The 13,653-nt window shown below is 35.8% G+C and carries 12 protein-coding genes and 2 tRNA genes; 9 read left to right on the forward strand and 5 right to left on the reverse strand.

Annotation, left to right across the window (positions count from 1 at the left end):
* The first annotated feature begins 173 nt into the window (after positions 1-173).
* From hemE to DFR63_RS01330, 5 genes are all read left to right on the forward strand, one after another.
* On the forward strand, positions 174-1,199 hold the full coding sequence (gene hemE / locus DFR63_RS01310) for a uroporphyrinogen decarboxylase (protein ID WP_115883957.1): 1,026 nt from the start codon (positions 174-176) through the stop codon (positions 1,197-1,199).
* 6 nt (positions 1,200-1,205) lie between these two features.
* Positions 1,206-2,123: a ferrochelatase gene (gene hemH, locus DFR63_RS01315; RefSeq protein WP_115883958.1), complete on the forward strand. Its 918-nt coding sequence runs from the start codon at positions 1,206-1,208 to the stop codon at positions 2,121-2,123.
* A 17-nt stretch (positions 2,124-2,140) separates the two neighbouring features.
* Positions 2,141-3,514, forward strand: coding sequence for a protoporphyrinogen oxidase (gene hemY / locus DFR63_RS01320; protein ID WP_115883959.1), 1,374 nt, complete (start codon positions 2,141-2,143; stop codon positions 3,512-3,514).
* Positions 3,515-3,586: 72 nt separating this feature from the next.
* Positions 3,587-4,579: a lipoate--protein ligase gene (gene lplA / locus DFR63_RS01325; protein ID WP_115883960.1), complete on the forward strand. Its 993-nt coding sequence runs from the start codon at positions 3,587-3,589 to the stop codon at positions 4,577-4,579.
* A 225-nt stretch (positions 4,580-4,804) separates the two neighbouring features.
* The gene (locus tag DFR63_RS01330) at positions 4,805-8,980 is read left to right on the forward strand and encodes an NACHT domain-containing protein (RefSeq protein ID WP_115883961.1); all 4,176 of its coding nucleotides are present in this window, start codon (positions 4,805-4,807) and stop codon (positions 8,978-8,980) included.
* Between the two features lie 80 nt (positions 8,981-9,060).
* On the opposite strand, the gene DFR63_RS01335 is transcribed toward DFR63_RS01330, so the two are convergent.
* The gene (locus DFR63_RS01335) at positions 9,061-9,258 is read right to left on the reverse strand and encodes an IDEAL domain-containing protein (RefSeq protein WP_115883962.1); all 198 of its coding nucleotides are present in this window, start codon (positions 9,256-9,258) and stop codon (positions 9,061-9,063) included.
* 213 nt (positions 9,259-9,471) lie between these two features.
* On the opposite strand from DFR63_RS01335, the gene DFR63_RS01340 reads away from it, so the two are divergent.
* The 3 genes from DFR63_RS01340 to DFR63_RS01350 all read left to right on the forward strand — a co-directional run bounded on the left by DFR63_RS01340 (position 9,472) and on the right by DFR63_RS01350 (position 10,362).
* Positions 9,472-10,065, forward strand: coding sequence for a competence protein ComK (locus tag DFR63_RS01340; RefSeq protein WP_115883963.1), 594 nt, complete (start codon positions 9,472-9,474; stop codon positions 10,063-10,065).
* Between the two features lie 130 nt (positions 10,066-10,195).
* Positions 10,196-10,270 (forward strand) — tRNA-Asn (locus DFR63_RS01345).
* Between the two features lie 3 nt (positions 10,271-10,273).
* Positions 10,274-10,362: transfer RNA gene (locus DFR63_RS01350), tRNA-Ser, on the forward strand.
* A gap of 74 nt (positions 10,363-10,436) precedes the next feature.
* Here the strand turns inward: DFR63_RS01350 and DFR63_RS01355 are convergent.
* The 4 genes from DFR63_RS01355 to DFR63_RS01370 form a co-directional block, all read right to left on the reverse strand.
* On the reverse strand, positions 10,437-11,510 hold the full coding sequence (locus DFR63_RS01355; protein ID WP_115883964.1) for a tyrosine-type recombinase/integrase: 1,074 nt from the start codon (positions 11,508-11,510) through the stop codon (positions 10,437-10,439).
* Between the two features lie 11 nt (positions 11,511-11,521).
* Complete coding sequence (locus DFR63_RS01360; protein WP_162842252.1) at positions 11,522-11,971, reverse strand: ImmA/IrrE family metallo-endopeptidase; 450 nt, start codon at positions 11,969-11,971, stop codon at positions 11,522-11,524.
* Between the two features lie 102 nt (positions 11,972-12,073).
* Complete coding sequence (locus DFR63_RS01365; protein WP_026859388.1) at positions 12,074-12,748, reverse strand: DUF4352 domain-containing protein; 675 nt, start codon at positions 12,746-12,748, stop codon at positions 12,074-12,076.
* 65 nt (positions 12,749-12,813) lie between these two features.
* Complete coding sequence (locus DFR63_RS01370) at positions 12,814-13,164, reverse strand: helix-turn-helix domain-containing protein (protein ID WP_051239022.1); 351 nt, start codon at positions 13,162-13,164, stop codon at positions 12,814-12,816.
* Positions 13,165-13,441: 277 nt separating this feature from the next.
* Between DFR63_RS01370 and DFR63_RS01375 the strand changes: the two genes are divergently transcribed.
* Positions 13,442-13,651 carry a helix-turn-helix transcriptional regulator gene (locus DFR63_RS01375; RefSeq protein ID WP_115883966.1) on the forward strand — a complete coding sequence of 70 codons (210 nt, stop codon included), beginning with the start codon at positions 13,442-13,444 and terminating at the stop codon, positions 13,649-13,651.
* Positions 13,652-13,653 lie beyond the last annotated feature (2 nt).

Here is a 13,653-nt window from a genome sequence, read left to right on the forward strand (position 1 = left end):
TGTGCTTCACCTCTTGTTTTGATATGTTAATCAGTATATACCTGAAATAACAGAATGTTAAACAAATCTCAAATAGAACGATTTTTTGACAACTTGACCGTAATTAATAATTGTTCTAAAGAATATGATAAAATGTATAATGTATGAACATATAAATATTAGGGGGTACCACTGTGTTTAATGATACACTCATTCGAGCAGCACGCGGAGAAAAGACAGAACATACACCAGTTTGGTTTATGAGACAGGTCGGGCGTTCGCAGCCGGAATATAACAAAGTTAAAGAAAAGTATTCTTTAATCGAAATTACAAAACAGCCTGAACTCACTGCTTATCTCACGGCTACACCTGTAGACAACTATAATGTCGATGCGGCAGTACTTTATAAAGATATAATTACACCGCTTGCACCAATCGGTATTGATGTAGAAATCAAAGCCGGAGTAGGACCGGTAATACATAACCCTGTCCGTACTGAAAAAGACGTTGAAAATCTTGGAGAACTGGATCCGTTTAAGGATTTAGACTATGTATACAAAGCAATTCAGATTTTAACGCAGGAAAAATTGAATGTTCCGCTTATCGGCTTCTGCGGTGCACCATTTACTGTTGCGAGCTATATGATTGAGGGCGGTCCTTCTAAAAACTACCACCGTACGAAAACAATGATGTATTCGAACCCGGACTTATGGTTCAAATTAATGGATAAGCTGGTTGAAACGAGCATTACCTACCTGACTGCGCAAATTAAAGCAGGTGCAAGCGTGATTCAGATTTTTGATTCATGGGGCGGTGCGCTTAATAAAGCGGACTATAACTATTACCTTGCACCGGGCATGAAGAGAATTATCAGTGCAGTTAAAGCGCAAAATGTACCGGTTATTATTTTCGGTGTCGGAGCGAGCCACCTGGCAACAGAGTGGGACAAGCTCGGCAGTGACGTGCTCGGACTCGACTGGAGAATGTCGATTACTGAGGCGCGTGACTTAGGGATTACGAAAGCGCTGCAGGGTAACCTTGACCCGGCACTCCTGCTTTCGGACTGGTCAATTATAGAAGAACGCGCGAAGAAAATCGTTGAAGAAGGAAACAGAACAGGTCACATCTTTAACCTTGGCCACGGCGTCTTCCCTGAAGTCAGCCCGGACGTTTTAAAACGATTGACAGAATTAGTACACACACACAGTAAAGGATTGTGATTTTAAATGGCAGAGAAAAAAGCACTATTAGTAATGGCATACGGTACGCCGTATAAAGAATCGGATATCGAGCCGTACTATACGCATATTAGACACGGCAGAAAGCCGAGTGAAGAAGCACTTCAGGATTTAAAAGACCGCTATGAAGCAATCGGCGGTATTTCTCCTCTGGCGGATACGACAGAACGCCAGGCGAAAGCTTTAGTTGATGCTTTAAACGAACAGAGCGATGATGAATTTGAACTGTTTATCGGTTTAAAACATATTCATCCTTTTATCGAAGACTCTGTGAAAGCAATCAGTGAAGCGGGTATTAAAGAAATATACAGCGTGGTGCTTGCACCGCATTATTCAAACTTCTCTGTCGGTTCATATAATAAACGTGCGGAAGAAGAAGCGGAAAAATACGGCCTTACAGTTAAATCGGTAGAATCATTTTATGAGCAGAAGCCGTTTATCGATTTCTGGGTTGATGCATTGGAAACAACTTTCGACCAGGAAATCCCTGCCGACGAAGCGGATAAAACTGCGATTGTAGTCAGCGCGCACAGCTTGCCGGAGAAAATTAAGGAGCATAACGATCCTTACCCGGATCAGCTTGTGGAAACTAAAGATTTAATTAAAGCACGCTTTGACAAAGGCCATTATTTTGTTGGCTGGCAGTCGGAAGGCAACACACCGGATCCATGGCTTGGACCGGATGTTCAGGACTTAACACGCGAACTGTACAACAAACATGGTTTCAAGCACTTTGTGTACATTCCGCTCGGTTTTGTGTGTGAGCACCTGGAAGTGTTATACGATAACGACTATGAATGTAAAGTGGTAACGGATGAAATCGGTGCGGTATATCACAGACCGGCAATGCCGAATACAGATTCACGTTTCATTCAGGCTATGGTGAACGAATTAATTAAATTGTAATAAGAGAGGCGTTAAGAGTGAAAAGAGTAGCGATAGTAGGTGCAGGAATTACAGGGTTGTCTGCCATGCATTATCTGCTGAAAGAAGGCAGCGGCATGACAGTTGATTTATACGAAGCGTCGGACCGCGCCGGCGGCAAAGTCAATACTCATATCCGGGACGGCTATACGATAGAGCTCGGACCTGAGTCTTATTTAGCGCGTAAAGAAGTCATGACAGAACTCGCTTATGAAGTGGGACTTGGTGACACTCTGGTCCGCAACCAGACGGGGCAGGCGTATATCTATGCAAAAAATAAACTGTCACCGGTGCCAAAAGGCACGATGCTCGGTGTACCTATGGAGCTGTCTCCGCTCTTAACGACAGAATTAGTATCCTGGACGGGAAAATTGCGGGCAGGACTCGATTTTCTAAAACCTGCCATGCCGTTATATAAAGATATTTCAGTAGGAGAATTTTTCCGTGCGCGTTTCGGGGATGATCTTCTGGAACATATGATCGAACCGCTCTTAGCAGGGGTTTACGGTACAGATATCGACAAACTCAGCTTAATGTCGACGTATCCTAACTTCAAAGAGACCGAAGAAGAATACGGCAGCCTGATGAAAGGCCTGATGGCTGAGAAAAAAGATAGGCCCGCAGCTCCGAAGAAGAAAACTGGTGCTTTTCTTCAGTTTAAAGACGGATTGCAGTCGTTTATCGACCGGCTGGTCAGCGAAAACGAAAAACGCGGCGGCCAGATTCACTTTAACTTCGATGTCACTGCGATTGAAAAAACTGAAGACGGCTACGACCTTACAGCTGACGGCGGCACGCATCATTACGATGAGGTCATCGTCACGACACCGCACTTCCAGTACAAGCGCTGGTTTAAAGATAAAGAATTTGAGTACTTCAAGCATATGGAAGCAACGAGTGTTGCGACAGTTGTAATGGCCTTTGATGCCGAACAGGTGAAAAATACGATTGAAGGTACTGGATTCGTAATCAGCCGCAATATGGATACATCGATTACTGCGTGTACATGGACGAATAAGAAGTGGGAACACTCGACACCTGAAGGCAAGGCACTGCTGCGCGCTTATGTAGGGCGCCCCGGTGACTTTATCGTCCATGAGAAGTCGGATGAAGACATCGTCCGTCTGGCACGAGAGGACCTCGATAAAATTATGGATCTCGACGGGGAACCAGAATTCACGATTGTAACGCGGATGATGAATGCGATGCCGAATTATTTTGTCGGACATAAGTATATTATTGATGATATTCAAAAATACGCAGCAGAAAACTATCCGGGACTGCACTTAATCGGTGCCTCGCATTATGCAGTCGGACTGCCGGATTGTGTGCAGACCGCAAAAGATACTGCAGAAAAAATATTAAATAAGTAAAAATATGATTTTAAGACCTGCTTCCTTTATAATGGAGGCAGGTCTTTTATTATGTACCAGGGGGAAAATACAATGAAGTTTATTTCAAACAACGACATCAAAGATCCGATGATTAATCTGGCGATGGAGGAATATATACTAAGAGAAATTCCGACGGATGACTCTTACTTTCTTTTCTATGTAAACCAGCCGTCGATCATTATCGGAAAAAATCAGAATACAATTGAAGAAATTAACGAACCGTACATTAGAGAACACGGCATTAAAGTAGTAAGACGCGTGTCGGGCGGAGGAGCAGTATATCATGACGAAGGCAACCTGAACTTCAGCTTCATTACAGAAGACGACGGTGACAGCTTCCACAACTTTAAAAAATTCACGCAGCCGATTGTTGAAGCCTTAAAAGAAATGGGTGTGGATGCTGAACTGTCGGGGCGGAATGATATTGAGATTGAAGGCGGGAAGAAAGTTTCGGGGAACGCGATGTTTACACAAAAAGGACGTATGTTCTCGCACGGCACTTTAATGCTTGAGAGTGATATTTCAGAAGTACAGAATGCCTTGAAAGTAAACCCGAAAAAAATCCAGTCCAAAGGAATTAAATCGGTCAGTGCGCGTGTTGGAAACATTAATGACTACTTAGATGAAAAAATAGATATAGAAGAATTTAAAGAGAGAATACTTGCGAATATATTCGGCGGACTGGAAAACGTTGAGGAATATAAACTGACAGACGATGACTGGGCGAAGATTAACAAGCTGTCTGAAGAAAAATATCAGACATGGGCATGGAACTACGGCAAAAACCCTAAATATAACTACGATAACTCTCACAAATACGATGCAGGCTTGCTTGACGTGAGATTGGAAGTTAAAGGCGGCCGCATCGAACATGCGAAAATCTTCGGCGACTTCTTCGGCGTAGGAGAGGTAGTGGATATAGAAAATCTGCTGATCGGTGTGGAACACAACCGGGAGCATATTGCTGAGGCAATTAAAGATGTGGATATTAGTCACTATTTAGGACGGATTACGAGAGAAGAATTTTTAGATTTAATTTCATAAGAGAGATTTGGAGGGGCCGGCGCTGGGAAGCACCGGCTCCTTATATTTGTGAGAATTGTTGAAAGTATAAAATAAGATGGAATATATGAATTTCTTATCAGTAATAGTATCATTTGTCATGATATAATGACGGAAATTAAAATTAATAGATTTTAAATTTGATTAGTGTAATTAAGTCTAAAATATTGATAATTAATTGTATTTAAAGTGATTAGGAGACATGAAATGATGATTATTAAAGAATACGATTTAAATTGGTCAACTTTTGAGATAGTCAATAATAATACAACGCAAGCATTTGAGAATATGTGTCGACTACTGTTTCAGCAACAATTTCTTAGCAAAGATACGATTCTAAACTCAAAACCAAATCATCCAGGAATAGAAGTCTCTCCTGTTGAACACTCAGACACAGGAAATATTATAAGTTTCCAATCGAAATATTTCAAATATCGTACTGATTATAGTCAGATTAAAAGTTCGATGGATCAAGTAATTAAACATTATTCTGAAGATTTAGATACAGTCTATCTATATAGTAATACTGAAATTAATAAAGATGCAAAATCTTTTATTAAAATAGTAGAATTATTAGAAGAACATGGCATAACTATTGAATTAATTACAAATAACGCTATATTAGATTCGATACGAGATAAACCTATTATAACCACACAATTTTTTAATAAAAATTTTCTTGATAAATCATGGTTTGTACAACAAAGAAAGATAAGTTTAGATATTATGGAGATGAGATATAATAATCTTTTTAATATAACAACTGAAACAGAAAATCTTTTTAACTACTTTCTTATGAATAATAAGACAGTGGAATTGATTAACAAAAAATTAGAAACCGCTATAGATACATTAGAAAGTCTATTATACAGAGTAGAAGATTATAATCATTTGATTGAAAGAATAATATATAAAGTAGAAACATTAGCAGTCAATACTTCTAATGTTTTAGAATGCTTAGAGTGGAATCATGAATTAGTATCATTTTTTGAAGCTGATTTAAAAGATATCAGTAAGAAAATTGAAGGTCTTGAAGCGTCGGATTCAAGAGAGAAAAATAGAAATAAGATATTCAATCTTAAAGAAATATTACTATTTCCAGATCTATTAACCATCACAGAAAAAGAAAGAAGTCTTATACAGAATAAATCGCTTATTATAAAAGGGGCAATGGGTACTGGTAAAAGCCAACTTTTATCAGAAAAATTGAATCAATTAATAAATCAAGATGAGCATGCTATTATGCTACCTGGGCAAGCATTTTTGGGAACAGATAACATTGAGAAACAAGTAATGAGCTTTTTAAAATTATCTTTTGAATTCGATGAGTTACTATCTATTTTTGAAAGCATCGGTGAGGTAAGTAAAAAATATACGTATATTTTTATAGATGCAATAAATGAAAGTGAAAGTACAAAAATTTGGAGTAATGGCTTACAAGCTTTAATTGATAAGATAAATAATTTTGAAAATATACGTCTAGCAATATCTATACGTAATGGTTTTGAAGATATCTTATTTAGCAAATCTGTGCAAGATAATATTATAGACAAAAACATTACTGAAATTGAGCATCATGGTTTTTATAATAATAGTATTATTGCAATAAAAGAATTTTTGAACCACAATAATATTCCTTTCTCTCCATCATATTATTTTGACTCTAATATGATTAACCCACTTTTCTTAACGATGTTTTGCAAAGTATATGATGGAAATCAAGTGAATTTTACTGATTTATTAAAGAGGTATATTGAATATGTTGATCGAGAAGTACAAGATAAGATAGGATCCGGTGGAACAATATCTATAATAGAAAAAATAATAAATGAAATTGCAGCTATTCATTTAAAAAACGATAAACTGAGTATAAGCGAAGAAGAAATACTACAATTAAAATTCTGGGATATATATGGTTTAGCCCAACAAAAATTATTATTGATATCTATTCTTAAACGTAATGGAATATTATTACAAGTACCTTCTCAAGGAGAACTTCATTATCGATTCGGATATAATCTGTTAGAAGAATTTATATATGCTAAGACGATTATAGATAAGTATGATGATCAAGATGATTTGAGAAAATACTTACACGATGAATTGTTGGCTATAGAAGATGAAAAGATAATGAATTACAAAAATATAAATATTTTTGTAATCACTACAGCATTGTATAGAGAGAAATTTAATGAAGAGTGTATTGATGTAATAATGAATTTAAAGGATAATGACGAAAAAAAATATATCATTACTAAATTTATAGAGTCTTTTTCTTTAAGAAATTCTGAAGATGTTGAAATTGATATTTTTAGGAAATATCTTAAAATTGCTGAAGTGGAATCTGATGTAGTATTTGATATATTAATCGAGAATAGTCTCAAAATAAATCACGAACTTAATTCAGAATACCTACATTCAATATTATTTAAATTACCTTTAGCAGACAGAGATTATATATGGACGATATATATTAATAACTTAAGTGATAATTTCAGACTTATTCAACTTATTGAGTACTATAGTGAAAGTACAAAAAGTGTTGAACTGCTTAATGAAAAACAAGTGGATTTGTTAGTAACTTTATTTTCATGGACTTTAACATCTTCTAATAGATATATTAGAGATAAAGCAACGAAAGCTATAATTGAAATACTAAAAGAATATATAAATCTATGTTTGCCATTATTAAAACAGTTTGAGAAAGTAAACGATCCTTACGTTTATCAAAGAATTTATAGTGTTGTATATGGAGTGTGTATGAAGAGTCAACAAATGACGAAGGAAAAACATAAAGAAATAGGATTGTATGTATATGGAGAAATTTTTGACAAAGATTTAGTGTATCCCGATATTTTGTGTAGAGACTACGCTAGACAAATTATAGAAAGATATATTTACTTGTATCCTGATAATAGTTTGAATATAGACCTAACCAAGTTGAGACCACCGTATAAATCAACACCAATCCCAATCATTGTAAAAGAGGTTGATAAGAATAAACTTAAAGAAGGAATGAACCTTATAGCATCTTCAATGGCTCCTGACAAATCTCAAATGATGTATGGAGATTTTGGAAGATATGAATTTCAATCTGCATTAAGCAATTTCGAAGATATTGATGTGAATCATTTGTACAAGTATGCTTTAGAAATAATTAAAGAAATTGGTTACGAAGATGATTTATTCAAACATTATGATTCTTCATTAACTAGAAGAGATTTTTCAAGACATAATCATCAAAAAACAGAAAGAATCGGTAAGAAGTATCAGTGGATTGCTATGTATCAAATACTCGCCCAAGTATCTGATACTTATAAATTAGAGAACTATTGGGATGAAAATTTGACATATAATGGACCTTGGATTCCCTATGTTAGAGATTTTGATCCTACACTGAATCTAAACAATATGGAACCAACAGATATTCCAATATTTAATGAATTTATAAATGATGATAACAAATTTATACAAAATGACTATAGTGATAAAAATATAAAACTATGGACAGAGAAAAAAGATGATTCATTTGAGAAAAATCACGAAGAACTATTAATTACAGACAGTGACGATAATGAATGGATAGTCTTGTATCAACATCAAGAGTATACTAAAAAAGATAAATATATCCATGATGATTATAGAACGAGAAAAAATACACAAATAATATGGACAATTTCACAAGCTTATCTTGTTCCGACAAAAGATTTAAATAGTCTAAAACAACACTTAGATACAAAAAATTTCATGGGGAGATGGTTTCCAGAGGGTTATTCTTCAAAATATGAATTATTTAACCGTGAATATTCTTGGGCTCCAGGTATAAAAGATCTTGTTAGTGAATCGTGGATTGAATATGAAAAAGATACAGGAAAGTTTGAATCTAAAGAAGATACTTTCATGAAACCATATTTTAATTCTGATGATGAATTTATTTTGGAAGAAGTTACTGAAACAGTAACAGAACCAATAAAGAAAAAAGTCGCTGATATATTGCCAACTTCATTACATTTTTTGTGGGAACAACAATATGATGCTTCACAGAAAGAGAGTACGAATTTCACAATACCAAGTGCTTATTTGATTAATAAACTAGGTTTAGAACAAAGGGAGATAGATGGTTATTACTATAATAACAATAATGAATTAGTCGCTTTTGATCGAGAGCTCTCAAAAAAAGGGACTGGATTAGTAATTAGAAAGACTGCTTTAGAATATTTATTAGAAGAGAAAGATTTAAGTGTATTTTGGACTTGTATTGGAGAAAAACAATTTATAAAAGGAGAAATTACAGGACAAGAATACTCTGAATGGAGTGGATTTCATTATTTAGAGAATAATGAAATTATAGGTCAGATGGACAAGTATTCAAATGATAATTAATTTCTTATAAGTAGAAATTTCTTCGATATACAAAGTGCCCGACCATATCATGGCCGAGCGCTTTGTATTATGTACTCCATTTACAGTTCTTTCAGTAAATTAGTGTACTTTATGAATTTCTCTTCGTCTTTCTCGATGAGTGATTCTTCTATTTTTGCTCTATATAATTGTACATTAAAATGATACATGGATTCTTGCAAAACAAGATCTGCTGATAAGTCATTAATTGTGTTGATGAAGCCTCTTAATTGATTTGCAGGATAAACTGGTCTGCCCATATGAAATTACCCCTCTCGAAACTATCTTTAACCAGATTATATACCACATTCTCATTTAGGTCAATGATAATGAGAATCGTAAAATTGTTTTTTTTCTGATAATTAACTTTTATCACCTCATATTAAACAATAGACAACATTATATATTAATAGTTAACATTTTAATCATTCTGTGTTATATTGATTGTAATGAAGAATACAGGGAGGGAAAGTATGAGCCGGCAGCATTATATTATTAATGATGAAACGATGTATATTGTAGCTAAGTCACTCGGTCGCTATACAGAAAGTCTGATAGGGGAACTTTACGGAGAACCTATTGAATGCCTTTCTATACCTAATAAAGTTTTGGAGCACAACTGTAAATATCATTTTCAAACTTACGCATCACGCAAAGATTTAACGAGAAGTTTATCTGGTATACGTTCTAAGCATCCAATTATTTTAGACTTATTCGGTTCATATATATATTTCTGCACACATTCAGACCGGGTTAATGAAAACTGCTGGTTTAATCTACGATACATCGACAGTTATTATGATTATAATGGTAATACAAAAATTAAATTTGAAAATAATGAAGAAATGGAAATAGACATTTCCTACAGCTCTTTTAATAATCAGTATCTAAATGCTGTTAAATTGCATTATAAATTTAATCTGGCTAAAGAAAAAACTTACCGCAAAGATGAAGCTTCGAAATTTTCTTATGAACAACAGCATCAGGAAATGCAGTATATTAACGAAGCTGCGAGAGAAACCTATTTAAAATACATGCGAGGTATTGATCAAATCAATAAAATCTGACTATGATAATAGAAAAGGGATAGTTATTTATCAATGTTGTAAATTTAACTTAATAAATATTAAAATACTGTTGATTTAGTTAATATTCGTTGCTATAATGAATAATGTTCGATTGAAACATACATACTATTCCACAGTAGCTCAGTGGTAGAGCTATCGGCTGTTAACCGATCGGTCGTAGGTTCGAGTCCTACCTGTGGAGCCATATGGAGATGTACTCAAGTGGCTGAAGAGGTGCCCCTGCTAAGGGCATAGGTCGCATTGCGCGGCGCGAGAGTTCAAATCTCTCCATCTCCGCTATACAAGGCTTAACCCTAGTGGTTGAGCCTTTTCTTTTTGTGTTGACCCCCGTTTGACCCCTTTCTGACCCCTTAAAGGTCTAAAATGGCATCTTTTTCTGTGCTCGGATACAAGTGACCATATATTTTTTCTATCGTAATTGATGAAGAATGTCCTAAGCGTTTTGCTAAAGTTTCACGATCCATCCTTAACCGGTTAATACAATCAGAAGCATGTGAATGTCGAAACTCATGTGTCTTAATTCTTTTTAAATCAATTTCATCCATTATCTTATCGTACCTTTTCGGTATTGTGCTTTCCCCATACGATTTATAGAAATTACCAAACACTACATAATCATCTTTATATTCCTTTTCACTTTTGTACCATATTTTATATTCATGTAATAAATTAATCACATGTTTTGGGATATATACTTTTCGGATAGATGTTTTAGTTTTTGGTGTATGCACCTTGCCGTTGTAATTCGTCTTGTTAATATCGACATAGCCATCAATCAGGTTTACATCATTCCAGGTAAGCGCGCGAAGTTCTCCGTGTCGCAGTCCACTAAAGAAGAGTAGGCGGTAGTATGTCTTAATTAGAATGTCGTCCACTTGATTATAGAAGTATTCAAATTCATTCAAGGTCCAGTAATCCCAACTCGGTGTTTCGTCATTTTCGATATTCCCTGCCAGTGCTGCAACATTCTTCTTCAAGTCATAGAACTTTACTCCGTGATTTAAGATGCTGCTCAGCGCCGTGTGTACATCCTGGATATAGCCTTTCTTCAACGGTTTATCTCTGAACATCTTATTTGTCATGTGGTCGTGAAAGTTCAATATATCTTTCGTACTCATACGGTAGACGTTCATCTTCTTAAAGTACGGATCTAGATGATTATTGACATAGTTCTTTATCGTCTTAATACTAGATGGTTTTCTCCGCTTGGAATACCACTCAATATAATGTTCAGACAGGACTGTAAACGATAGGTAGTCTGACGATTCTCCTTCCTGCAGCTTGATGAAAAACTCATCTTCCCACTTTCTAGCTTTACCCCGTGTCGGGAGATTCCGCTTTGTCTTATACTTTCTATCTCCGAACTCATCGATATAACTTAATTTCACATACCACGTACCATTACTTGCTTCATAGACAGGCATTGTATTCCCTCCTAAAATTGCAGTTGCAAGACTTCCGCGCGACTCTTTAACATCTGTAATCTTTTTATCGCGACTTCCTCAGACACGTTAAATTCCTTCATTAAATCGATTGGTTCATACCATCCATTCTTAATGATTAAATTCTCCGGTAATTGTAAGAGTAGGGCGAACTTCTCAGCTTCTGCTTCCTGCAGCTGGTTAAACGTTTGCGGCATCTCCTTTTGATTGGTCGCATGTAAAAACATATGACCGGCTTCATGACAGAACGCTTTAAACATCTCATGTCGTTTATCAAACTTTAAACCGATAATATCGACACCGGCTTTCTGAACATAAAAGTTAGATTGATGATTATATAAAATATGGACATCGAACATATAAGAGAGATGTTCTACTGATAAATCCGTTACATCTAATATTGATAATTCAACGATTTCATTTACTTTATCTTCAATTCTCATGTAAAAACCCCTTAAATTAGAACATATGTTCGGTTTGAAGTTTAAAAAAGTGCTGACCACCTTGAATATGTTCATTCTTCCAGTGGTCAGCTGGTGTATTACTTATTGTAGATTTATGATTCCTGTTTCAGTACCGAACATTCCGGACTGAACTTGCAATTGCTTGCTTTGACTGTCTATGACACTTTGAGTTATATCATACACAATCAATGCATCTCGTGAAGATCCAGGATTTATTTCTTCTGCGAGTAGTCCTAAATTATCTGGGCTAATCGCTTGGTTAGCTGTCATTGATGCAGTGCCGTCTGGTTCAAATACTGTTTCGCCATCGACTATCTTGAAGTAACTATCCATGAGCGTTACTGCCTCATTTTGGTTGTTTGTCACGGAGACATCTAAGATTAGATAAGTATCGTTTGCATTTGAAGCTATAACGTCACCTACGCTATCTTGTTGATACATATCATTTACAGTAAAATCAATATCATCAACAGTTAATGTTTCGCCGATGCCAACTGTTTCAACAGCTTCGTCCTCTTCAACTACCTCTTCATCTTCTTCTGCAGATTCTTCTTGTTCGCCGCTTTCCGTTTCCACTTCTTCTGCAGGCTCTTCTGATTCTTTGGTAGCTTCTTCTGGAGTCGTATTAGTAGCGTTATCCCCACCACCTAATAGCGCACCACAAGCGCCTAATAGAATGAGTACACCGAAAATGATTAATACCCATTTGAGACAACCGCCCCGTTTCTTCTGTTGCTTACGTTCTTCTTCTGACATTCAAAATCCCCCTCTAATTCTAATATATGTAATTGCAATCTATAAATAATAGGGCATAGCCCCAATTACTTATCTTTATTCTTCTGCTTGTATGCTAAAAACTCAATCTTATCGTTTATCTCTTTAATCAGTTCCTGTTTTACATCATCAGGCAGGGCATCAAACGCTTCTTTATCCTCAAACATGAAAGCGTCGAAGTCGTCGGATGGATCATTGGCAACATCGCTTTTACCTAATAAGTAATCAGTAGTCACATCGTAGAGCTCGGATATTTCTACTAACATATCATTATCAGGCTTACGATGACCGTATTCATAGCCGGAGTAAGTGCTCGTAGCTATATTTAAACGTCTCGCTGCTTCAGTCTTAGACCAGCCTTTGCGTTCCCTTAATGAGATTAATCGGTTTACATCCATATTCATGCTCTCTTTCATATGTGAATTTATGCTAATTGTAGCCTTTTAATGCGTTAAGAGAAATATATTTTTCAAAAAGCGTAATAAAAGTGTTGACTTACGCGAAATGCGTCAGTATAATACTAATCAAGAGTTACGCATTACGCATTAAAATTTAGTCGGCGATATGATGAATGACTAGCGAGAGTGAGCGATGATATGAGCCACGCATCAATACATTAAGTCATTGCGATGAATCATTCATGATATGGACGACTAAATGGAAGGAGGGGTTTAAATGGCTCATAGACTAGAAGAAATACGCAAGTCTAAAGGTATCACGCAGACACACGTTGCATTGAAGTTAGGGTACAAAACATCGTCCTACTACAACAGCATCGAAAAGGATAAGAATTACGTGCCGAAGTTAGACATGGCATATAAGTTATCAGAAATTCTTAACGAACCATTGGAAGAATTGTTTCCCAATGAAAAAATTTTAGCTTAAAT

Origin of the sequence: Jeotgalicoccus halotolerans, from assembly GCF_003387165.1 — a bacterium.
Taxonomy (GTDB): Bacteria; Bacillota; Bacilli; order Staphylococcales; family Salinicoccaceae; genus Jeotgalicoccus; species Jeotgalicoccus halotolerans.